The 23,195-nt window shown below is 49.6% G+C and carries 14 protein-coding genes; 8 read left to right on the top strand and 6 right to left on the bottom strand.

What is annotated here, in order from left to right:
* Nucleotides 1-32 precede the first annotated feature (32 nt).
* The 3 genes from J0A67_RS09470 to J0A67_RS09460 are packed head-to-tail and all read right to left on the bottom strand — an operon-like array spanning nucleotide 33 to nucleotide 2,511.
* Nucleotides 33-149 carry a FeoB-associated Cys-rich membrane protein gene (locus J0A67_RS09470; protein WP_206569070.1) on the bottom strand — a complete coding sequence of 39 codons (117 nt, stop codon included), beginning with the start codon at nucleotides 147-149 and terminating at the stop codon, nucleotides 33-35.
* 3 nt (nucleotides 150-152) lie between these two features.
* Nucleotides 153-2,285, bottom strand: a complete 2,133-nt coding sequence (gene feoB, locus J0A67_RS09465) for a ferrous iron transport protein B (RefSeq protein ID WP_206569069.1) — start codon at nucleotides 2,283-2,285, stop codon at nucleotides 153-155.
* Nucleotides 2,286-2,289: 4 nt separating this feature from the next.
* Complete coding sequence (locus J0A67_RS09460) at nucleotides 2,290-2,511, bottom strand: FeoA family protein (protein WP_206569068.1); 222 nt, start codon at nucleotides 2,509-2,511, stop codon at nucleotides 2,290-2,292.
* 40 nt (nucleotides 2,512-2,551) lie between these two features.
* Between J0A67_RS09460 and J0A67_RS09455 the strand changes: the two genes are divergently transcribed.
* From J0A67_RS09455 to J0A67_RS09440, 4 genes are all read left to right on the top strand, one after another.
* Nucleotides 2,552-2,704 (top strand): hypothetical protein, encoded by a 153-nt coding sequence (locus J0A67_RS09455; protein ID WP_206569067.1) that lies wholly within the window; start codon nucleotides 2,552-2,554, stop codon nucleotides 2,702-2,704.
* Between the two features lie 315 nt (nucleotides 2,705-3,019).
* Nucleotides 3,020-8,455: a hypothetical protein gene (locus J0A67_RS09450; RefSeq protein ID WP_206569066.1), complete on the top strand. Its 5,436-nt coding sequence runs from the start codon at nucleotides 3,020-3,022 to the stop codon at nucleotides 8,453-8,455.
* A gap of 24 nt (nucleotides 8,456-8,479) precedes the next feature.
* The gene (locus tag J0A67_RS09445; protein ID WP_206569065.1) at nucleotides 8,480-12,751 is read left to right on the top strand and encodes a hypothetical protein; all 4,272 of its coding nucleotides are present in this window, start codon (nucleotides 8,480-8,482) and stop codon (nucleotides 12,749-12,751) included.
* A gap of 181 nt (nucleotides 12,752-12,932) precedes the next feature.
* Nucleotides 12,933-13,484 (top strand): hypothetical protein, encoded by a 552-nt coding sequence (locus J0A67_RS09440; RefSeq protein ID WP_206569064.1) that lies wholly within the window; start codon nucleotides 12,933-12,935, stop codon nucleotides 13,482-13,484.
* A 130-nt stretch (nucleotides 13,485-13,614) separates the two neighbouring features.
* Here the strand turns inward: J0A67_RS09440 and topA are convergent, their stop codons facing one another.
* Nucleotides 13,615-15,945, bottom strand: a complete 2,331-nt coding sequence (topA, locus tag J0A67_RS09435) for a type I DNA topoisomerase (RefSeq protein WP_206569063.1) — start codon at nucleotides 15,943-15,945, stop codon at nucleotides 13,615-13,617.
* A gap of 158 nt (nucleotides 15,946-16,103) precedes the next feature.
* Between topA and J0A67_RS09430 the strand changes: the two genes are divergently transcribed.
* Nucleotides 16,104-16,571 carry a SixA phosphatase family protein gene (locus tag J0A67_RS09430; protein ID WP_206569062.1) on the top strand — a complete coding sequence of 156 codons (468 nt, stop codon included), beginning with the start codon at nucleotides 16,104-16,106 and terminating at the stop codon, nucleotides 16,569-16,571.
* A gap of 96 nt (nucleotides 16,572-16,667) precedes the next feature.
* Here J0A67_RS09430 and J0A67_RS09425 read toward each other — a convergent pair whose 3' ends face one another.
* Both J0A67_RS09425 and J0A67_RS09420 read right to left on the bottom strand, forming a co-directional pair.
* Nucleotides 16,668-17,543, bottom strand: coding sequence for a carbohydrate kinase family protein (locus J0A67_RS09425; RefSeq protein WP_206569061.1), 876 nt, complete (start codon nucleotides 17,541-17,543; stop codon nucleotides 16,668-16,670).
* Nucleotides 17,536-18,897, bottom strand: a complete 1,362-nt coding sequence (locus J0A67_RS09420; protein WP_317195062.1) for a sugar porter family MFS transporter — start codon at nucleotides 18,895-18,897, stop codon at nucleotides 17,536-17,538. Before J0A67_RS09420 ends, J0A67_RS09425 begins: the two co-directional genes overlap by 8 nt.
* Nucleotides 18,898-19,041: 144 nt before the next feature.
* Here J0A67_RS09420 and J0A67_RS09415 point away from each other — a divergent pair, with 144 nt between their 5' ends.
* The 3 genes from J0A67_RS09415 (at nucleotide 19,042) to J0A67_RS09405 (ending at nucleotide 23,172) form a co-directional block, all read left to right on the top strand.
* Entirely contained in the window at nucleotides 19,042-22,419 is a 3,378-nt protein-coding gene (locus tag J0A67_RS09415; RefSeq protein ID WP_206569059.1) for a methylmalonyl-CoA mutase family protein, read from the top strand.
* 97 nt (nucleotides 22,420-22,516) lie between these two features.
* Nucleotides 22,517-22,936, top strand: a complete 420-nt coding sequence (locus J0A67_RS09410; RefSeq protein ID WP_241265127.1) for an OsmC family protein — start codon at nucleotides 22,517-22,519, stop codon at nucleotides 22,934-22,936.
* Entirely contained in the window at nucleotides 22,933-23,172 is a 240-nt protein-coding gene (locus tag J0A67_RS09405) for a hypothetical protein (protein WP_206569058.1), read from the top strand. Before J0A67_RS09410 ends, J0A67_RS09405 begins: the two co-directional genes overlap by 4 nt.
* Nucleotides 23,173-23,195 lie beyond the last annotated feature (23 nt).

Here is a 23,195-nt window from a genome sequence, read left to right as displayed (position 1 = left end):
AAACCGGGAATCCTGATGAATTCCCGGCTTTTTTAGGATTTGGCGCATTTGTCGCAGCCCGGCTGCTTGGCGGGTTTGAGAAAATATTTCTTGGCTAGGTAGACCAAGGCTCCCAGGACAATAAGGCCGACTATGATTTCCTGCCACATGGTTTAGGATAAGATTTGGTAAGTGATCAGCGCTCCAAGGTAGGCAAGCACGCTCATGTATATCGTCTGGATCAACGGCCATTTCCAGCCTTTTGTTTCCCGCTTCACCACAGCCAGCGTGCTCATGCACTGCATGGCAAAGGCGTAGAATACCATCAGCGAAAATGCAGTTGCCGTATTGAAGGTTTTTTCTCCAGTATTGGCATTGATTTGCTGATCCAGTTTTTCGCGAATGGTCAGCTCATCTTCCAGATCGCCGCCAATACTGTAAATCGTTGCCATGGTTGACACAAACACCTCTCTTGCGGCAAAGGATGTGATCAAAGCTATTCCTATCTTCCAGTCATAGCCCAAGGGCTTGATCGCCGGCTCAATGGCTCTACCCATGATGCCGATGAAGGAGTTTTCCAGCAGATGTGAGTTGGTTTCGGCTTCGATCTCTGCGATTTGGGTCTCATCGCTTACGTTTTCGAGCCGTGCTAGTCCTTCTTGGCGGATTTGTTCCATTCGGGATGGTGGCCCATAGGACGCCAATACCCATAGCACGATAGAAATGGCCAAAATGACCTTGCCCGCCTCCATGACGAAAGTCTTGGACTTCTCAAACATCGTGATTCCTACGTCGCTCCAGCGGGGAATCCGGTAGGGAGGAAGTTCCGACAGGAGAAAGCTTTTCTCGGAGGTTTTTAGGATCAATTTCAAAAGAAACGCCGTGCCGAATACTCCAATAATACCCAAAAGGTAAAGCCCGAGCAAGGCTAGTGCTTGGAGGTTGACGAAGCCTAATACCACTTCGTCAGGCACAGTGAGGCCGATGAGAATGATGTAGACCGGCAGCCTTGCGGAGCAGCTCATTAATGGTGTGATCAGGATAGTGATCATCTTTTCCTTCCAGTTGGAGATGTTTCTAGCGGCCATCACGCCGGGAATCGCACATGCGACTCCAGACACGAGTGGCACGATACTTTTGCCATGTAGCCCAAAAGGCCTCATCCATCGATCCATTAGGAATACGACCCGCGACATATACCCAGTATCTTCCAAAATTGCCAAAAAGCCGAAAAGCAGGGCGATTTGGGGAATAAAGATCACCACTCCACCAATTCCCGGAATCACGCCCTCGGCCAGAAGCCGGGTAAGCGGACCGTCGGGTAGGGCCGAGGATATCCATCCGCTAATGTCCGCAAAAAGCCCATCAATCAGATCCATGGGGTAAGAAGCCCAGGTAAAAATGGTCTGGAAAATCAGCAAAAGAATGCTGATGAAGATAACATATCCCCATATGGGATGCAGGAAAATCCTGTCCAGACTGGACTTTGGTTTCGGTTCTGTTTTCTTGGTGAGCGCCTTGGTGACGATCTCCGTAATCTTTTTGTAGCGGATCTTGGTCTCTTCAAGCTGGGCTTCTTCCAAATCGAATTCAGACTTTTGGGCAAGGGCTTCAAGCCAAGTGCGGTCGTCAGGAGAGACGGCTTTGTCCCTGGTGCCGAAGCGGATCATCTGGTAGGCCTGGTAGAGGTTTTCAAGTTCAAACTTGCTTTTTACCTGTTCCAGCATGTCTACCGGCACCACCTGCTGAATGTCAATGAAGCCGGGCGCCCTGTGAAAATTGCGTTGGCTAATCAGGTTTTTTACCTCTTCCAACCCTTTTTGGTTTCTGGCATCCGTGGAGAGGATAGGCACTCCCAAAGCCTTGAAAAGTTCGTAGGCCTTGATCTCCAAGTTGTTCTTTTGGGCCAAGTCGGCCATATTCAGGATTACCGCCAGATTTACTCCCAAATCGATCAGCTGGGACGCCAGAAAGAGCCCTCTCGACAGCTGGGAGGAGTCGACTATCATCAGGACATGGTCTGGCTTGGCTTCGAGTTTGGTGTGGTTGAGCACCCTGTGGGCAATGATCTCATCTTCGGAATTTGGAAAAAGGCTATAGGTGCCCGGAAGATCGAGGATTTCAAAAGTCTCTCCGTTGATCTGTGCGGATCCGGTTTTTTTGTCGACCGTCACGCCCGGATAGTTGCCGATTTTCTGGTTGAGGCCGGTGAGATAGTTGAAGATGGTGGACTTGCCAACGTTGGGATTGCCTACCAAAGCGATCCGCGAGGTATGGGTCTTTGGGGAAAGGGTAGTTTCGGCCATGAAATTAAATCTGTTCTACACGGATCAGGGCAGCTTCCGATTTTCGAAGTGCCAGGAGAGTTTCCTCCATTTGGAAGGCCATCGGTCCGCCGGATGGCGCCAGATGCTGAAGCGTGATTTTTTTGCCCGGCAGAAAGCCCAATTCCATCAGGTTGATTTTAAGCGGGGAAGGTAATATCTCCAATATTTTGCCGGATTTGTTTAGAGGCAGGGTGTCAGCTGTCATCGATCAAGTTCTCCTTTCGGCAAAAATAGGATTATTTGGAATGAATCTAAGGAAAAACGGAAGATTTTACCGCAAGGTGGGCAGGGTAGGTGTGGATGAAGCGATCCCTGACAGAAAGAAGCCCATCCTCAAATGGCTTGTTGAAGTAGCGACAGCTTTGAAATGTGATTTCCGGATCATCCGGGGAATATAATTTGAGCTAGATAGCCTCCAGAATCTCTTGGTGTGCCGGCATTCGTTATTTGGGATGCTTTATATTGTGTTTCAAATATAATTTAGAAGATTTCAGGCCTGATTTAGGTGAATCTTTTTCTAAAGTATATTTAAGAGTAAGAATTTCAGGAAAATCCGCTTGGATTTTTTTGGTCATTACAAGGAAAAATGGTTAGATTGATTCTCTATTTTTCAATTTTCAATCGATTTCGGGGCAGGTTTTTCACACAGTGGCGGAAGCAATCCATTTGTAATTGTGAAATAGTTTTTGTTTCAACCCTCAATTTTTTATCAAATGGAAAAAGACCAGTTAAGTGCTTTACTCGCTGAAGTATTCGGTCACCTTCAGCTAAGCGATGCCAAAGATACCAAGCTGTGGGAGGAAGGGCTGCCCTTATTTGCCAGGAGTTTGTTGGTCTCCAAAGATCTTAGCATCAAGTCTGAGTCGTTCAGCTTTGAGCGATCCCAGCTTTTTGCCCAAGAGCGGATCACGACGACGCAGATGGAGAAAATCCGGGAGACGGTAGAAAAGGCCAAATCGGAGGAACAGCCGTCGAAAGCTGAAAGTACTGCGGCGGCGAACATCAAGGTGGCAAAGGAACCCGAGCTGAAGCCCTTTGTGAGGGAGGTGCCAGTGCGGACGACCCAACTCAAGACCAGCGTGCCAGCCTGGGCTGCGGGAGCGAAGGTGGAAAAAACGATAGGCCCTTTGCAGCGGGAGGATGGTCGGCTTGTTCTTATTGATTTCTATAAAGTGGTAAAGCTGTTGGGGTTGTACCAACAGAATAGTCCCCTGCCAGTCATCCTTTTCCAGGCAGAATTTCAGACTAAATTGGTTCAACCGGTGAATAGTCCACCTATAGAAGTAACCAAGGACTATAAGATTGTTGCTGGAAGCGTGTGGATCCGGGCGGATATGTTGGCCCAAACTGCTCCGACCAATCGCTATGCAGGACTCAAAGTTGTTTCCGGCAAGATACAGCTAAGTCAAAACCCCGTTTTGCAAAATGGAAAGCTGGTATTGGGTGCGCAGACGGGCGTGCAAGTGAGCTTGGACTTGGCCCAGACCGGTGCAGTTGCTGATCCGAAAAAGAAATACGGCAAAGATGGTTTGGATGCAAAAGTTCAGACCCCGGGCAAGTTGGCTTTTTCATTTACCGGCAGTACCAAGGCGCAAATTGCCTCAGTGGGTGAGGGTAGTGCCGAGCTCTATGGGCAAAAATTCGTTTTCCAACAAAAGAACGCAGCTCCCAGCTACAACACACAGGCCAGCCGTTTGCTTATCCCGATGACGAGCAACCAATCGGAAATCAAGCCCGCCAAACAGAAAAGCCCACTTCTGGAGTTTTCCGAGAGCGCACTTTTGAAAGGAGCCTTTTGGGCGATTCCTGCCGCTGAGCTGGATGTGGATAATCCATTGGAAGCGGCCGGTACCGGCGGTTTTCTTTTAGAGGGGAAGACGGGACTCAAGTGCACTTGGCAAGGCTTGCAAGCGAGGAATCTCAAACTTTTGTCACCACTGATTTTGGTCGATCCGGGGCGGATTGGTGTTACGGATCTTTCGGCAGGAGGAGAAGGTGCTTTTCAGGACTTTGGTCATTGGAAAGATGAGCAAAATGAGCACGGCACCAGTCTCAGTGTGTTTCTGAACAAAAAGTCCTCTTTTCTTTACAATTCCCTGGCAGAGGGAGTCGAGCTACTTGTTGCTTCGGTCAACGCGGTGCACTACGTGGATAGGCCCGTGATGGTAAACGGTTTGCCCGTTGGGGTGAAAACCAAAGACAGCCTCCTGATTTTGGCTGGAACTGAAACGAAGAATATTCTTTATCTCATTGATGATAATATTCTTTGGGACAATAAGTTACCCAATGACAAGGTGCCGAAATTCAAGAGTTTAGCGCTTGCTCTGGAAAACGCGCTTTTCACCGTAACTCCGGTAAACGGTGCGATGATTTTTGGGGAATGTTCGGCGGATTGGTTGCGCATCGTCAGAAGCGAGACCATCTTGGTCTTTGGACTGTTGGGTTACCTGCCTACCTTGCCCGATCCCTATCTCGCCAACATCGCCTACTTGAAAAGATTACAAAGGGGCGAGGGGACTCGCGGCTTCGAGGGCATCATTACCTGGCTCGTATGTCAGATCTCCCAAAAACCGCAGGACAAAAAAGCTGACAATGTCAAAGTAAGCTTTCATTTTGGAAATGAGGCTTTAGGACAACAGGGACAGGGGGCGAGTCTCGGGGTTTCGGGTGAATTGCAGGCCAGTGCGGTCAGTAGCACAACGACCCTTTCCACTTCTTCTGTGGCATCTGCAGCAATAATGGCCAGAAGCGCCAATAAGCAGGAGCCACTTCCTCCCTATGAGCAGCAAGCGACACCGCATATCCAAAAATATCAAAATGAGTTTTTTGCGCTTTTGGACGTCAGTTCCAATGCCAACCAGGTCGGCGTCAGCTTGGGAGTTCCCTTTTCCAGAGGCAGGACAACCGGAGTGGCCGTCGGCAGAAGCGAAAATGAAGCGCACATAGAGCAGGCATCCAACCAGCTGTTTGGGGTAGAGGGAATGGAAGTAGTCGTTGCAGGTTCTGCGGCTCGGATATTTTTGCTGCCCCAGGTCGCCTGGGAACCAGTTTACAATTTGACGCCTCCGGGGGAAAATGTCCTGGGTGATCCGCTCGAGTTTTTCAACTATTATCCAAACGATGGCGGAGCTACCCGCATCGCCAACTATCACTCCGGTCAGGTGCCACTCGCTCCGAAGCCCATGGTCAACTATACGCTCGAGCGATACAAAAACCAAAAAACGCCCGTAGACGCTTTGTTTACGCTGCCATTTGGAATCAAAGCCTTGGCGCAGCTTTCCCATACCGAACCGAGGGAATCCCAAAAGCCGGAGCTCAACCTGGTCGAGCCAAAATTCCCCGACGAGTTGATCGGAGGTATCCAGATCCGGGCGATCGCAAAAGACTACGGGAAAGACGCCATGGTAGGCGCTGGAGCGGACAGCCCGATGTTCAAGGGCTTTACGGTTCAGTTGGCCAATATCCTCGGGATGAATGGGCAACCTAACAATACAAGCACCTTGGGGAGAAGTGTCACCAGAATATTCAACGGGGAGTTTTTTGTAGACGAAGGAACACCCCATATCCTCAAGAAAAGGGGCGTGCCCCTTTCCAAAATTGACTTTACCGGCTATGGAGCCAGTACTTTCAGCAATTGGCTGAGCCCACGTGCAGCGGTAGCCAATACCAGTCAAGCGCGGTTTGACATCATGCTCGGCAGGACCGGGCACGAAGTCATCCAGGTCAAAAGTATTCTTTATCCTTGGGGGATTCGTGTGGTGAGAACCATCACGCTGTTCCGCAATGGCTCCGGTCATGTCTACCGGACCGATAGCGGGTGGCAGGCGGAATCGGACGGCCTTTTTGACTTCAGGTACAGCTATATCGACAAAAACAAACCGATTGTTGGACAAGATCCGGATACGGGCGAGACGATCTACCACACAGAGACGGTGGAGCCTTACGAGCTGCACACAGGAGCTATCCGTGGATTGTTTAATGTAACCAATATCCAGGAAGACGGAAGCGTCGCAGAATACAAAAGGGAGAAGGCAATCGTGATTGGTACAAACCAATTTCACGTGGATGAATTTGGGGAGTGGTCTAAAAATCTTGGACTTCCAATTGAGCAGAGCGTCATCCTTACCCCAGTCTGGTTTGACGCCGAAGTCAAAATGGACAATTTGGTTCAGGGACACAAAAACGGGATGACGCCTGCGAAGAAGATTCTTGGGTATGTGCAGATATCTCCTCCCAATATCACTATTCCGAAATTTGATTTCCAAGCGTTGCTACAGATGCAGGGTGGCTTGATCGGTGGAGATGTGGATTGTGTCATGGACTTGAACAATTCCGGACAGATGATGCGGATTACGCGATTTGACGTATCGCCTTCCGTCAAGCAAAACAATGATTTCATGGACCCCATCTTTGTCGCCGCTGCCCGTGGTAGCGTGATTTTGCCGAAGGACGGAAGTTGGTCCATCGTGCAGCACGAGACTGGAACAGGCGAGGTCACGCCACTTCCCACATATATTCCAGTGCCCTTGGTAAGGGAGGGAGCTTGGAAGCCTGGAAATGTGCTCCCGGCAGCAGTCCAAACAGGAAAGCTTCTGCGTATGGCTCATCCCAAGGAGATATTGAGGGACCCCGTCGCGGACACGATGAACTTTGGCTTTTTGCAAACGACGGCGACCCAAAAGGCACTTTTTCTCACACCCAGCTTTGAGTTCAACAAGTCCAAACTGTTCAGCAAGACCCCGCCGGCATTTGCGGATGCCTATCGCTTGATGGACAGTAGCAGTATTTTCCCCAATATCGGAGATGGCTACTCCAACCTAGGCAAGGCGGTGGCTTTGGTGGGAGGAGTAGATCAGAATGGCAATACCGTGGATGCGTTCAAACCCGGTGCACTCATGGACGGAGGCCGACAGGTATTCGAATTGATGGGATTGCTCGCCAAGAAGGATGACGGCACGGTGGTGGAGGCAGTCCAAGGAGTAGCCGGAGAGGTAGTCGACAGGGGATTTAAGTTGCTGACTGGAGAGGCAAACAACCTCCTCAATAAGGCGATCGCTTTCGACGTTCCGAGCCTTGATCCGCTCTATCTCGTCAATATGGACGCGCTGAAGATCTACATCGAATACAAAGCTAAAAAGACAGACAAAGACAATCCGCAACCTTATGTGGACTCCAAGCTGAACTTTGACGTGGATTCATTTGCCAACGATTTGAAGGATACTTGGAAAAGCAGGGTCAACAACGTGGGAATGGTTGTGGATCTGGGCTCTTTTGAGCGACTGATGACTATCAAAGGAAACTTTGACGCCCAGAAAGGGAAGGAATCCGGCTACGAGGGCGGGCCTGAGAATCCCAGCAAGCTCCAGGGTCTTCCTACGCCAGAGATAGAGTTTAGTGAAGCGCTGCAGCCGGTAATCGACCTTTTGCAATTGCTCGCTTCGATGTCGACTGGTAACTACGCGGAAGTTTTGAAGAAGGGCCTACAGATTGCCATGAGCAATGCCGGGGAGATATGGGAATACAAATTTGAGGCGACCAAGGAGATCCCGTTGGTGCGCTTTCCCCCAGAGGACAACCTTTACAATGCTCCCCAGTGCCCTCTTCGTCTTGAGGCGGGCCTTGCGCTCGGTGTCTATTTCAATGCCGCGCTGAAAGTCACTACCGATCCTAAACAGCTTTTGCCCACGGCGGGAGGGTTTATCCAATTCAAGGGGGGACTTGAGGTCATGTGTATGACCGTCGGCGGCGCTACGATTTACGCCATCGGGGCCGTCGAGCTCAAGATCGCCTGTGATACCAAGGTCGGACCAAACCTGACGATGAAGTTTGGTTTTGGGGCTTCCATTTCGGTCGGTCTGCCGGTGATAGGCAATGTCAGCGTCACCTTTATGGTAGGATGCGAAATCTATGCATCTGCCGAAAAGATTTCGGTCACGGCATTTATGATGTTTAAGGGACATGCGAGCCTTGTGGGCGGACTGGTGAGCGTCACGATCTATATCGAGGCAAGCGGCACGGTGACGAGAATACCTGCTGAGGACAAAACCGACTGCACTGCTTCCGTGACCTTCGGACTGGACATCAGCATTGCCTTTATCATCAATATCAGCTTTGAGGAGACCTGGCAGGAGCAACGCCAAATCGCCTGATTTTTTCCCAATAATCTTTTCGACATGGAACCAAAAAGAATCCTAACCCTGATGACCTTTCCCCAAAGACTAAAGGGGAATATACTGACTGTCAATATTGTGGTGGTGCCAAGAAATACCGATCCTTTTGCGGCTTGGCCCACCGGACTCAGCAGTCCGCTCCCGACCCAGGTGCCGGGCTTTGCAAATCTCCAACCCAAATTCAAGCTGGCAATAGTCAAAGGGACGGATGACTTTCCCCTGAGCAATGCCACGGCAGCAAGCAGAAAGCCGATACTTACTGATGTCACTGAAGTTCCAGCGGCCAATAAAGCCAACATTCTCCAGCAGATCGCTGGAACTTTCACCATCACGGACAATTCTGATAAAATGCCCGACCCGGTTCCTTTGGATCAGGCTGGGAAACGGGGAATCAAAAAGTACTTGCCGTTTTCCTATCGAACAAGGTTCAATTTCACCCAGCCGCGCCATCCCAATGCCGTGACGGACGATTCCTACCACTGCGCAGTGAGGGACAAAGTGGATTTGATTCCGAACTACGTGCCCAAAAACAACGTCAGCTGGGGAAAGGTTTTTGCGAACATTTTGCGCCAGCCGATTTTGGCCAAAGCCTGCGGAATGATCTATGAAGTCGAATTGGAAATACAGCCGGAGTGGTTTGAAAACGGTGGGTATCTCTATGCGGATATTGTGGGAGGGGACTATGAGACAGCCCAGAATGCTTCATTGGAGGTATCGGCACCCGCGCAAAATGTAGGTCCCCTTGTAAAGCGATACGCTTCAAAAGTCCCCGAATTGGTCATTGGGGAGGACAGGCCGGTTTTTGCTCCGGTATTGTTTCCAGTTTTGTACCAAAAATCCACCGAGCTCACAGAGCCTATTCCCGCGGGTCCTTGGGATGAGTTGTTTTTGGAAGCACATCTATACAATGACGGTTTTGCCAAGATCGTCCATGCCAATCAGGCAGAAAGCGGAAATCTGCTCGAGGAAAAACCAGACGGACTTCCTCCCCAATCTGACTCGGGAATTCGGATGGGTTGGGATGATGAGCAAATATTGGTTTGGTACCTGCGTCAGATCCTAGAGAATCCAGGTGACGCCCCTGGTTCCAACAAGCGTCTGGACGCGCCTTTGGGCGTGATGGGCTATCACATCGATGTACAGGAAGCAGTGCCAGGTGCAGAATGGGAAAGTCTCAATGTAGTCCAGGTCAATCCTGCTCAGGTAGGACTGGCAAGTACTTTTGCCAACCAGACCGTGGAGCTGCCCTATCAAGTGTATCCGACCAAAATTGCCGGGCCCAGCAGTGATGGGTATTGGCTTCCGATGTACTATGCCTATTGGATCGGGAAGAGTCTCTCGACCGAGGACAAGGATGCCGTCGAAATCTATCGAAATGACCAAGAAAAAATCGCCAAAAAGCAGGTCATAAAACCGACAGGAGAAGTGATCGAAGTTGTAAGTGACGATGCCGAGAAGGTGATAAAAAATACCACACTTGTCCCTGGGGAGATCAAAACACTCCTCAGGTATGGCAACACTTATCGTTTCCGCATTCGACTTGCCGATATTTCGGGCGGAGGGCCTAGTCTTGAAGATGAACCTTTGAATCCAGCTCCGAGTCCGAATACGTCCGTCTCATTCAAGAGGTACGTCAATCCGGGCATGTTGAGGATAGAAAAGCCAAAAGAGTACGTAGAGCACAAGGTTGACTTCTACAACTCCGCAAATGTTGAGGATACCGAATTTAAAGACGGCATTGTCCTGGAGATTGAGCGGCCCCTGCTGGAGTATCCCGCGGTAGTCTTTACCGATAAGTATCAAAAGGCGGGCATGGATCCGATTGCCATGCTAAAGGCCTTGCCTTTTGGTCCTACCGGATTAAAGCCCGCATTGCCGGATCCCGATGTACACAAAATACAGATATTGGTCGAGGTGAAATCTCTCAAGATGGACACTCAACTTAGCAGGTCGGGTAGGGACAGCTATATCCCCCTCTATTCCCGAGAATGGGATTTCCCTGAGGATTTTGATGGCAAGATCGAGCTTCCAATAACCTTCCTCGATGTCCCCGTGCTGAACTTGGGCGAGCCAGCGGATCCATTCCTTTCGAAGAAGTTGGAATTTGATCAGCTGTCAGAAACTTCCCTGGTGCTGCCGACAGGGAGAAAGGTGAGGGTTTCCTTCCGGGCCTTAGCCTCTTCTGAAGAGCCCGAGGTGGAATATTTTGGAATCATAGATGCGGACGAAGAGAAGGATAGCCGCTACGGCAAGGTCCAGCAGTTGATGTTTTACAAGGAGACCCAAGATGAGGAGGATTTGCTTTTGCCCTACAAGAACATTCCAGAACTCCAGGCCTTGTACCTGAAGCCTGACCCAATTCCCACCGCAAAGCAAATTTCCTTGGGAGCGCGACTCAGACGGAAGTCAGAAAATGACCAGCCCGATGTGGTGAAGCGAGTTGCCGACGCCCTGGGCTTGGCATCCAAGGGCCTGACGTTGATGGCCAAAAAGGGAGAGCGCGTTGCCTTTGGCTGCAGCTCCCGCATAAGGCATACCCTGGCGCCGGATGGGAGCAGTATTACCTTTGCTTCCAAAACCGAACTTTATTACCACTGGGTGACCTGTCTCAGCTACCAACTCAACCGGGACTGGAGCTGGGATGGCCATCAGGATGTCGCGTTTGTCATTGAGAGAAAGCACCGTTTCAGAAGAGAACCCAAAAAAGAAGTACGCGTCAACGAATATCTCGACGACATCGAGATCAAGCATACCGTTTCCTTTGAGGCCTTACAGGCAGACAATTTTGACGAAGTCAACCGGCACTATACCCGCATCATCTACATCGATGCCCTGGAACCCAAAAACGAGAGAAAACTGCCAAATTCCTCCGAGTTGAGGTATCCTGACGAGTTGTGGGCAGAATATACGCTGAAGCCCCAAGTGAAAAAAGGACATGGCGAACCTGGAGACGTCACCACAGAATTGCTGAAGCTTCCGACCGTACTCAATCCCTCCCAGACTCCCAAAGTCGTCAGTGTTGGCTTGGCCTTTTCGCCCTACGAGAGGGCGGAAGACTACAGTCAAACTGAGGCGCGGAAACGCTTTCTCTGGGTCGAGTTTGAAGAAGCAATCCAAAATCCCGACGATACCTATTTTTGCCGAATGCTGGCCAACGCGCCGGATCAGCTGATTTCCAACAATGACTTTGATCTATTTGAGGTTCCGGAGGAAGCCTCATTGAGCCTCGATCCCGAGGTGATCAGAAGAATCATCCCGGACCAGAGTGATGACAAATCTGGAATAGACGCGATGCAGATGATGGTAAAGTCCACCGACAGCGACAAACATTACCTTCTTCCGATTCCTCCGGGAATGCACCCCGAGAGTCCGGAGATGTTTGGGTTCTTTACCTATGAATTCCGGGTTGGACACGCCCATTTTATAGACCGGGAGGCAGAGGACGATGAGCTGAGTGCCCAGACTTTTTCCAATGTGCAGGAATTCGAGTTTATCGGAGGTACGCCAAAAGGTAACCTTTGGTCTACCGCCCAAGGTAGGTTTGGCAGGGAGCAGCGCGTCACGGGCATGCAGCATCCGGTTCCTACTCTTCTGTGCTCGCTCAACAGGGACGAAAACCATATGTATGTCTCGGCTCCTTATGCCAAGGCTGTTTTTAAGGGAAAAAATGTGACTTCCAAACCGCCCCGAACCAGTCTCTGGACTTTGCTTTATGCCCAGGTCCATCAGGCTGATGGGCTGGATTTCCGCAATATTTTGATCTCCGAGCAAAAAATGCGTGTTGACGTCAAAATCAACACCGATCCCAAAAAACTCAAGGAAATCAACCAGCTCACCCAGACTACTTATTTCCAACCTAGTCTCCTGGATTATAATAAAGGGGTGTTTAAAATAACGCCGCAGTTATCCACGGCGACGCTTCTTGCCTACTTGAAGGAGACCCATCCTGTAGGCACAGCAGTATTTACCTCTCAGGAGATTGCTGGGTATCTAACCGATCTCGGTCTTCCTGAGGATAGCCCACTCAGCGTACTGGTGGTTGAGGTTTTTGGGAATATCAGGAATATCGCCGAGCATATGAACGTTTTTCGCCGCAGTGCCGGGGATGACAAGGTGCATCACGCCTATCAGGAAGCCCGCAAAGCCATGGATGCCACTGGCGCTGTGACTGATGTGGATCGGGTTAGATTGGGAGATAATCTGGGAAATTTCAGAATTCTGCGCACATCTCCGCTCACCAAAGTGCCCTTTGTTTGTTGCCCAACCTGTGAGTAAGTTGCTGAACCCTCCCTGTACAAAAGCCCAATTTGACGATTGGGCTTTTTTGTGGGAAAACGGAATTGGTGCAGGAGCCCGGCTCCGAAATTATTTTGAGAATATTTTACTTGAGACTATTGATGGGTAGTTTAGTTTATTGGATTTAATTATATTGAAAATCAACTATTTAAAATTGGGTATGAAAAGAATTCCTTTGCTTTTAGTTTTATGGAGTTTGCTCTTTTGTTCCTGTCAAGAGGAGGTAGAGCCGGAAACGGTCTTTGGCAGGTATGTGGTCCAGTCCATTGTTGCAGACCAAGCCATCGATCTATCGGGTGAAGGAGTGCCCGCTGCGGATTTGCTATCCCAGTTTGAATCAATGCGGATATGGCAGCAAAGCATCTTCGTCTCCCTCTATAGTACAAGGGATTTTAATGTAGGTTATCCCCAAGTCGTCTTTACGATTCCTTTCCAATTGGACGAAGATCCCAAATTGGGTTTCGGAAACGGCAGCTTTGGAAGAAGGGCGGACATCTCATCTGACGGAAGGGTCTCCCTGGATTGGTCATTGGCGCCGGATTTTCCCCAGCCAGATCAACTGCATCAAAGCATATGGGTAGAGGAGATACGCCTCTTGGACAATGCCGATAAAGAATTGGAGGTGGTGTTGCACCAGACTTTTTTTGACCAAGCACAACGCGAATGGGTGCAAGCCAAAGTTGTTTATCAATTTCTATTAGAGGAAAGTTGATCCAAAAGGGCTTGGAATTTTTTCATTTCCAACAAAATCCTTCAGGAAAAAATTGGGAGACGCCGTTTAAATGACATCTTCGAAAAGGAAAACCGACCCATTTGAGTCGGTTTTCTTGGTTTATCTGGTATCAACTTTTCTTTTTTGCTCCGAAGCGCCCTTTTTTCTTGCCAGCGTCCGGTTGGGATTCGATGATCTGAAGGGTCTCGGCGTAAGAGAGTTGCTCGGCTTCCTTTCCCTTTGGGATCTTGAAGTTGTTTTTTCCAAACTTGATGTAAGGGCCCCAACGACCATTCAAGATCTGTATCTCAGGGTTTTCCTCGAAAGTCTTGATGTGCTTCTTGGCATCGGCTTCACGCTTGTTTTGGATCAGCGTGATCGCTTCCTCTTCGGAAATGGACATGGGGTCTTGGCCTTTTTCCAAGGAATAGAAGGCGCTGTCGTGACGGATGTAGGGTCCAAATCGTCCGATCGCCGCGGTCATTTTTTTGTCTTCAAAGTATCCGACCTCCCTAGGCAGCTTGAAGAGTTCCAAGGCATCCTCCATGCTGACATTCTCGATAAACTGGCCCTTTTTAAGGCTCGCAAACTGTTTGTCTTCGTCTTCGTTTTCACCGATTTGGACCAGAGGGCCAAACCTCCCAAGTCTTGCGTACACGTTTTTGCCGGAAGTGGGGTGCTGGCCGATCAATCGGCTGGAGTTGACGTCCTGGCGGGAGACCTGCTCGGTTTCTTCCACGCTTTTGTGAAACTTGCCATAGAAGCCGTCAATCATATCCTGCCAATCCTGACCACCGGAGGCGATATCGTCAAATTCCTTTTCAACTCGCGCAGTGAAATGAAAGTCAATTACATTCGGGAAATGCTCAACGAGGAAGTCGTTGACCACCATGGCGGTGTTGGTAGGGAATAGCTTGTTTTTTTCCGCTCCAGTATTTTCAGTCTTGGTTGTATCCTTGAATTGGCCGTTGGCGATCTTCATTTCCACGTAGTTGCGGGGAGTGCCGTCACGGGATTCCTTGACTACGTAGTCGCGTTTTTGAATGGTAGAGATCGTTGGCGCATAGGTAGAAGGTCGGCCTATGCCGAGCTCTTCCAGTTTTTTCACCAAGGAAGCTTCCGTGTATCGTGGCGCCGGACGGCTAAAAGTCTCTCGGCCCTTCATTTCCTGAAGGTTCAAGCCCTGTCCGATAGCCATAGGAGGGAGCAGAGACTTGCCACCGTCCTCATCTTCTTCCGGTTCGTCGTCGGTATCCTCGAGGTACACCTTCAAGAATCCGTCAAACTTGATCACTTCTCCGTTTGCTACCAGATTCAGCGGGGAATTGGAGATGGCAATCGTGATGGTGGTCCGCTCCAGTTCTGCATCTGCCATCTGGGAAGCGATAGCGCGCTTCCAGATGAGCTCGTAGAGCCGCTGCTCGTTTCGGTCACCGGAGACTTGACTTTGCGAGAAGTCAGTCGGGCGGATGGCCTCGTGGGCTTCCTGGGCACTTTCTGATTTGGTGGTAAATTGTCTTGATTTATGGTAATTGGCTCCGTATGAGCTTTCAATCGCGCTTTTCGCCGCTGCCATGGCATCTTGTGACAGGTTGGTACTGTCGGTACGCATGTAGGTGATTTTTCCTGCTTCGTATAGTTTTTGGGCAACGGACATGGTTTGTGCCACAGAGAAATACAACTTACGGGACGCTTCCTGCTGAAGCGTGGACGTAGTAAAAGGCGCTGCCGGAGTTTTTTTGGTGGGCTTTTTCTCCAGATTGGCAACTGAGAAAGAGGCCTGCAGGCAATTTTTTAGAAAGTCCTCGGCTTCCTGTTTGGTCTCAAATTTCTTTGGCAATTCGGCCTGAAAGGTCTTGCCTTCGACTTCGAAGAGCGCGGTGATCCGATACGAGGACTTCGCTTTGTGGGCTTCGATTTCCCGCTCACGCTCCACGATCAGACGTACGGCTACTGACTGCACGCGGCCGGCGGAGAGTCCAGTCTTGATCTTTTTCCATAGGATTGGTGAAAGTTCAAAGCCAACCAGCCGATCCAAAATCCTTCTTGCCTGCTGGGCATTGACGAGGTCATAGTCTATGCCACGAGGATTTTCTATTGCTTTCGTGATGGCGTTTTTGGTGATTTCTCGAAAGACGATCCGTTTGGTGTGCGATTCGTCCAGCTTTAGGACTTCCTTTAAATGCCAAGAAATGGCCTCTCCCTCCCGGTCATCGTCACTTGCGAGGTAAACCGTCTCGGCGTCCTTGGCGAAAGACTTCAGATTTTTGATCACCTCTTTCTTGTCCGCGGTGACTTCATAGGTGGGTTTGAAGCGGTTTTTGATATCTATTGCTTTATCGCCTTTGGGGAGATCCCGTACGTGGCCGTAGCTGGACACTACCTTGAAGTCCTTGCCCAGGTAGCCTTCAATGGTCTTTGCCTTGGCGGGGGATTCGACGATGACTAGATTTTTTGACATAGAGAAAATAGGAAGCTGCCGTCTTTGCGGCCATTATTGAAATGCTAAAAATAGAGGGCCTAGTCTTCTCGTCCAAATATTAAAAAATTGAGACGCTTGGGTTTGGATGGATTTTTGAGGATTGGCAGGATGGATTTCTGGAAAAAAACGATTTCAAAATGAAGCATTTGATACTCTTGAGGCACGGCGAGGCAGGCTTTTCGGACGGGGTTGATTTTCAGCGGCAGCTGACCCCTGATGGCAAGGACAGGCTGAATCTATTGGGCGAAACCCTTCGGTCCAGTGGAATGAAAGTGGATTTTTTGCATTGCTCAGCAGCCACTCGTACTCTGGAGACTGCAGAAATCATAAGAAAATACGTTCCAATCGAGGAAGTGGAGTACACCCGAGAGATCTACGAGGGCCACTTGGAGGCGCTGTTGAAAATACTGGAACACACGCCAAAGTACGCGGACTCTTGCATGCTGATAGGGCATAATCCAACGATCAGCCTGCTGCTTTCCCACCTGACGCATGAGGGTTATCTTGGACTCAAACCTGGCATGATGGCGATCATAGAGCTGGAGGTCAGCGACTGGAGCATGATAGGTTTGGGAACGGGGATTTTGAAGGAGGTTTTGCAATGAGCAGGGCTAGATCGCTGTGTTCAGTCGCAGCCATTGCATACCTGTCTACCGGATTGATCGCCGAATAGTATCATCCAGGCTTTTTCACGCTACCCTTTAGTCCACTCCTTCGATGTCCGCCTCGCTGTACTTGGGGGTTCCTCCCTTTTGGGTTGCGACAAAGGCGCCGATTCTGCAGGCGAAATCGAGGATGTCCTCTGGAGATCTTTCCTCCAAGTAGGTCTTGATGAATCCGCTCAGAAATGCATCCCCGGCTCCTATTGAATCCTGCACATGTACGCGGTAGCCGGGGTGTTCAAAGAGCTTCCCTTTTTGGTAAATCATAGCCCCCTTGGCTCCTCGGGTCACACAGATAATCTCCATCGGGTAGTGTTGGTCAAGGTAGAAACAAAGGTCTTCTATTGTGGGCTCCGTCTGAAAATAGTCGGCAAAGATCTCCATTTCGTCTTCATTGATCTTTAGAATATCGGCAAAGCCCAGCAGCGTTTCTATGACTTCAAAGTCATAAAATGGGGAGCGGAGATTGGCATCAAAAACACGGAGCGTAGGATGGTGGAGAAGCTTGATGAGAGTTTTCAGGCTGTCTGGATTTCTCACTCCGAGCGTCCCAAAGACGAAGGCGTCCGCTTCTTCCACTGCCTTGTCCATCTCTTCATTCCAGATGATATAATCCCAAGCTACAGGAGAGACGATGGTGTAGCGGATATTTTCCGGATCGGCCGTATCAACGAGTACTTTGGAGGTGTCGTGGTTTTCTTTGGTTTGGATCAGGTCCAAAGGTAGTCCAAATTCCCTCAGAAAAGTGAGCAGGTCTTCCCCTTCCTTGTCCAGGCCGACGGCCGAAATAAGGCGGGAGTTGAGGCCCAATTGGTGTAGGTTAAGGGCGACGTTCATGGGTGCCCCGCCGGGCACTGGTCCTGAGGGAAGGCAGTCCCAAAGCATCTCCCCGAATACGACAACGTGATCACGCATGGCTTTTTTGTAAATCTTTTTGAATTTCCTCCAGAGACCTCCCTTTGGTTTCCGGCATTTTAAACATTACCCACAGCAACTGCAAGACCATCATGGCGCAGAAGAACGCAAAGATGTAGCCCGGCCCGAAGCTGTTGGCAAAGAAGGGGAATACGTTGGCGATGAGGGCAGCAAGTATCCAATGGGTAAAAGACCCCAAAGACTGCCCAAATGCCCGGAGCTCATTGGGAAACATCTCGGAAATAAATACCCAGATGACTGCGCCCTGTCCCACGGCATGGGAGGCTATGAATCCAAAGACGAATATCGGTAGCCAAAAACTCGGGATTCCCGGACCGAGAAAATTGTAAGCCATTAATGAAAGCGAGATGATGTAGCCAAAGGAACCAATGTACATCAGGACCTTCCTACCGAGTCGATCAATCAAATACAGGCCAAAGAAGGTGGCAAATAAATTGATGAGCCCGATTCCAACCGTTGAGATCAACGCGCTTTCGGTGGAAATTCCCGCCATTTCGAAAATCCTAGGAGCAAAGTAGATAATGGCATTGATGCCTGAGACTTGATTGAAAAAGGCGATCATTACCGCTAGCATGGTGCTGGAAAAGAACCTCTTGCTAAACAAAACGCCAAATCCGGACTTCTGCTTCATGCCTTTTTCCTCCTCTATCGCCAGTCGCACGGCTTCATCCACTCCTTCGGGATCGGTCTTGGTCAGGATTTCCCTTGCCTTCACCAAATCGTTGAATTTGGCGATCAGCCAGCGCGGACTCTCGGGGATCCTAAAGATCATGACACTGTAGATCAATGCCGGAATCCCCTCGACTCCGAGCATCCATCGCCAGTCGTCAGCAAGTCCTGCGGTACCAATCAGATAATTGGACAGATAGGCCATTACGATTCCAAAGACGATATTGAACTGGTACAGTGCGACCAAAAGCCCGCGGTTTTTGGCAGGAGCAATCTCGGAGATATACATAGGAGCTACCACGGATGAGGCGCCGACACCTAAGCCTCCAAGAAATCTGAAGAAGGTAAAGGAAGTGATGTCCCAAGCCAGCGCCGAACCCAATGCGGAAACGAGATAGAAAACGCCAATCCAAAGGAGACTTTGTTTTCGGCCCCACTTATCGGCAGGTATTCCCCCAAACAAGGCGCCGATCACCGTACCGTAGAGGGCCGAGGCGATGGCCAGCCCGTGCATCCAGTCGCTCAGTTGCCAGACCTCCTGTATGTCGCGTTCCGCGCCGGAGATGACCGCTGTGTCAAAGCCAAACAAAAAGCCGCCCAAAGCGGCTGTGATGGAAACGAAAAAAGCGTATCGATTGGAAGACATGGGTGGTTTTGGGTCGATTGTTTCACTAAACTAAGGAGAAGCTCCGCAATTCAAAACCCCGCTCGGCTTAATTTTCTTATATTCGCGGGCACCAAAACAGATCCATATAAAAAGTTTATTTCGCCATGGATTTTGCCAATCAGCCACTATAGACCCAAAACTATGACTTCCACAACTGAGGTATATAAGCCCAAAAACCACATCCGAATCGTTACCGCTGCCTCCCTTTTTGATGGGCATGATGCGGCGATCAACATCATGCGCAGGATCATCCAATCCACCGGCTGTGAGGTGATTCACTTGGGACATAACAGGTCCGTACAGGAAATCGTCGATTGTGCGATCCAGGAAGATGTGCAGGCCATCGCGATCACGTCCTATCAGGGCGGGCACGTCGAGTTTTTCAAATACATGTTTGATCTCTTGGGTGAAAAAGGAGCCAGTCATATCAAGATATTCGGTGGGGGGGGAGGTACAATTCTTCCGGAGGAGATCAAAGAGCTGCATTCTTATGGTATTGCCAGAATCTACTCTCCGGACGATGGACGTGCGATGGGCCTTCAGGGCATGATCAATGATATGGTGCGGCGATGTGACTTTCCTATTGGAGATGAGCTTCCCGAAGGGTTTTCCCTTGAAAAAGACCATAAAGAGCACGTTGCCCGAGCCATATCAGCCTTTGAAAATTTCCCCGAAAAATCCTTAGCGCTCCTCGAGCGAGTGAGAAAGCAAAGCAAGAATGGCAAGACGCCGGTACTGGGTATCACCGGTACGGGTGGGGCTGGGAAGTCTTCGCTTGTCGATGAACTGGTCAGGAGATTCATCTTGGATTTTGAGGATAAGGCACTGGCAATCATATCGGTCGATCCGTCGAAGCGGAAAACTGGTGGAGCTCTTCTCGGAGACCGAATCCGAATGAACTCCATCCATCACCCGAGGGTGTTCATGCGCTCTTTGGCGACCCGCCAATCCAATCTGGCGCTTTCCAAATATGTCCAGGATGCGGTAGACACAGTGAAGGCGGCGGGATTTGATATGATTATCCTAGAAACTTCCGGTATCGGACAGTCTGACACCGAGATCATAGAGCATTCCGACCTTTCCCTTTATGTGATGACCCCAGAGTATGGGGCGGCCTCGCAGCTGGAGAAGATCGACATGCTGGACTTTGCGGATGTGATCGCGCTCAACAAATTTGACAAGCGTGGCGCACTGGACGCAATCCGAGATGTCAAAAAACAATACAAACGAAACCACAACCTGTGGGATATTCAGGATGAGAATATTCCGGTTTTCGGGACTATAGCGTCCCAGTTTAACGATCCCGGGATGAATCAGCTCTACCGCGCAGTCATTGGAAAAGTAAATGAGAAGTTTCGGGGCTGGGAAAGCAATTCAGAGTTGACGACTGGGACATCCGAGAAAATTTACATCATTCCACCTGCTCGAACCCGCTACTTGAGCGAAATCACGGAAATCAACCGAAACTATGACCAATGGGTAGAGGAGCAAAAGGAGATTGCCCAGCAACTCTACAGCATCCAAAAGTCCATCAATGCGATCAAGGCTGCAAAGGTGGCTGATGCTGACCGGCTTGTGAAAGAGCTCCAGGAAGTGTATGCGCAGGTTGAGTTGAGCCTCGATCCGAAAAACAAAAAATGGCTGGAGGAATGGCCTGCCGAAGCCGCCAAATACGGCGAGGATTTTTATGTATTCAAGGTTAGGGACAAAGAAATTAGAATACAGACCTATGCCACTTCCCTTTCAAATTCCAGGATTTCAAAGGTTGCTTTGCCGAAATATGAGGCTTGGGGTGAGCTGCTGAAATGGAGCCTGAGAGAAAACGTACCGGGTAAGTTTCCTTACACAGCCGGTGTTTTTCCTTTCAAAAGGGAAGGCGAAGATCCAACGCGGATGTTTGCTGGAGAGGGAGGCCCAGAGCGCACGAACAAACGCTTTCACTACGTATCTGCCGGGATGCCGGCCAAGAGGCTTTCGACAGCCTTCGATTCGGTGACGCTTTACGGAGAGGATCCGGACTACAGGCCGGATATCTACGGCAAGATTGGAAATTCGGGAGTGAACGTCTGCTGTCTCGATGACGCCAAAAAGCTATATTCTGGCTTCAATCTCGTAGATCCAATGACCTCTGTGTCGATGACGATCAATGGGCCTGCGGCGACGATGACGGCATTTTTCATGAATGCGGCCATTGACCAGCAATGCGAAGTTTACATCAAAGCCAATGGTCTTGAAGTGGAGGTTTTGGAAAAAATCGAGGCGATCTACAAGAAGAAAGGCCTCGCGAAGCCTGCCTACAAAGGGGCAATCCCTGACGGAAACAATGGTTTGGGATTGATGCTTCTGGGAGTGACAGGCGATCAGGTTTTGCCAAAGGAAGTCTATGAAAATATCAAAGCCGACACGCTGTCCAAAGTGAGGGGCACGGTGCAGGCGGATATCCTCAAAGAAGATCAGGCTCAAAATACCTGCATCTTTTCGACCGAGTTTTCTCTTAGGTTGATGGGGGATGTGCAGCAATATTTCATTGAACAGAATGTAAGAAACTTCTATTCGGTTTCCATATCTGGCTACCACATAGCAGAAGCTGGTGCCAATCCGATCACGCAGCTTGCGCTGACACTTTCCAATGGCTTCACCTATGTGGAATATTATGTCTCACGTGGGATGAACGTGAATGATTTCGCGCCAAACCTTTCCTTCTTTTTCTCCAACGGAATAGACCCAGAGTATGCCGTCATCGGACGAGTGGCGAGGAGGATTTGGGCGAAAGCAATGAAGCTGAAGTATGGTGCGAATGAGCGCTCGCAGATGTTGAAATACCATATCCAAACCTCCGGACGCTCACTGCATGCACAAGAGATAGATTTCAACGACATTAGAACGACCCTTCAGGCGCTCTATGCGATCTATGACAATTGCAATTCGCTGCACACCAATGCCTATGACGAAGCTATCACCACGCCTACTGAAGCTTCCGTTCGGCGTGCGATGGCTATCCAGCTGATAATCAATAAAGAATTGGGTTTGGCTAAAAACGAAAACCCGCTTCAAGGCGCATTTGTGATTGAGGAATTGACAGATTTGGTAGAGGAAGCTGTGTATGCGGAATTCGATCGGATTACCGAAAGAGGAGGCGTGCTCGGCGCTATGGAGACCATGTATCAGCGAGGGAAGATCCAGGAGGAAAGCCTTCACTATGAGATGCTCAAGCATACCGGTGAGTTTCCTATCATCGGCGTGAATACGTTTCTTTCTTCGGAAGGCTCTCCCACGGTGACTCCGGGTGAAGTGATCCGCGCAAACAAAGACGAGAAGGAAGCTCAAATCCAAACTTTGAGGAACTTACACCAAGCTTACGAAGGTTTGGAACACGAGCTTTTAAAGGAACTCCAGGCCGCCGCGGTAAAAAACGAAAACGTTTTTGCCAGGCTGATGGAGACATCGAAAGTCTGCTCTTTGGGGCAAATCACCAAGGCGCTCTACGAAGTGGGAGGGCAGTATCGCAGAAATATGTAAGTAGACCGAAATTTGAATTAAAAGACCAACTGTCTTCCGAACGCCGCCAGAATTCAATGGGGTTTTCGCAGGACTTAAATAGACAATCAATAATAGAATGGCGAATAAAAGAAATGTCACCGTCCGCATGAAGGCGGACCTTGAGTACGAAGCACTAAACCTCCAGGGCAATCTGGTCAACATTGACATGTATGATCCCGAACACAAGCGTGCCCAGTCACCCATGGACCTGCTACTCTCTGCACTGGGAAGCTGCGCCTCTGTGGATGCCGTATTGATGATGAAAAAGAAGAGGAGAGAGATCGTTGAGTTTTTTGTAGAAGTAGAAGGAACCAGAAATGACGGTGTTCCGGCCTTTTTCACTGACATTGAGCTGACCTTTGTAATTGTGTCCCCCAATGCTACAGAGGAGGAGTTTGCCAAGGTAGTGGCGCTTTCCGTGGATAAGTATTGCTCCGTAGCTTCCTCGCTGAAGTCAAATATAAGCTATAAGTCGGAGGTAAGAAGACCCGAATGAGAGTCGTCAAAGAGTTGACCCGGGAGGAAGTGCGGATCAGCATTTTCTCCTGGAATAATAAATATATCCTCAAGTTTGAGCTCGGTCCGATGGAGCAGACATTTAAGCTCAGTGAGACCGATATTCTGGATGAGCAAGATCTCGAGCTTTTTCTTGCGGGGGAGTTCTTCGAAAAAGTAAAGCTTAGATTTGACGAAATGGGAAAAACTTTTCGTTCGCAGCTTGAAAATCTCTAATTTCCCTGAAATCGGATTGACTT

This window comes from Algoriphagus aestuariicola (assembly GCF_017254835.1).
In the GTDB taxonomy this organism is placed as follows: domain Bacteria; phylum Bacteroidota; class Bacteroidia; order Cytophagales; family Cyclobacteriaceae; genus Algoriphagus; species Algoriphagus aestuariicola.
Note: the sequence above shows the minus strand (reverse complement) of the source record. Positions and strands in the feature narration are given on the sequence as shown.

Coding starts and splice junctions, on each gene's coding strand:
- J0A67_RS09425 (WP_206569061.1), bottom strand. CDS start 17,543: ATGCGTGATCACGTTGTCGTATTCGGGGAGATGCTTTGGGACTGCCTT.
- J0A67_RS09410 (WP_241265127.1), top strand. CDS start 22,517: ATGGCGAATAAAAGAAATGTCACCGTCCGCATGAAGGCGGACCTTGAG.
- J0A67_RS09445 (WP_206569065.1), top strand. CDS start 8,480: ATGGAACCAAAAAGAATCCTAACCCTGATGACCTTTCCCCAAAGACTA.
- J0A67_RS09470 (WP_206569070.1), bottom strand. CDS start 149: ATGTGGCAGGAAATCATAGTCGGCCTTATTGTCCTGGGAGCCTTGGTC.
- topA (WP_206569063.1), bottom strand. CDS start 15,945: ATGTCAAAAAATCTAGTCATCGTCGAATCCCCCGCCAAGGCAAAGACC.
- J0A67_RS09460 (WP_206569068.1), bottom strand. CDS start 2,511: ATGACAGCTGACACCCTGCCTCTAAACAAATCCGGCAAAATATTGGAG.
- feoB (WP_206569069.1), bottom strand. CDS start 2,285: ATGGCCGAAACTACCCTTTCCCCAAAGACCCATACCTCGCGGATCGCT.
- J0A67_RS09455 (WP_206569067.1), top strand. CDS start 2,552: ATGAATCTAAGGAAAAACGGAAGATTTTACCGCAAGGTGGGCAGGGTA.
- J0A67_RS09415 (WP_206569059.1), top strand. CDS start 19,042: ATGACTTCCACAACTGAGGTATATAAGCCCAAAAACCACATCCGAATC.
- J0A67_RS09450 (WP_206569066.1), top strand. CDS start 3,020: ATGGAAAAAGACCAGTTAAGTGCTTTACTCGCTGAAGTATTCGGTCAC.
- J0A67_RS09405 (WP_206569058.1), top strand. CDS start 22,933: ATGAGAGTCGTCAAAGAGTTGACCCGGGAGGAAGTGCGGATCAGCATT.
- J0A67_RS09430 (WP_206569062.1), top strand. CDS start 16,104: ATGAAGCATTTGATACTCTTGAGGCACGGCGAGGCAGGCTTTTCGGAC.
- J0A67_RS09440 (WP_206569064.1), top strand. CDS start 12,933: ATGAAAAGAATTCCTTTGCTTTTAGTTTTATGGAGTTTGCTCTTTTGT.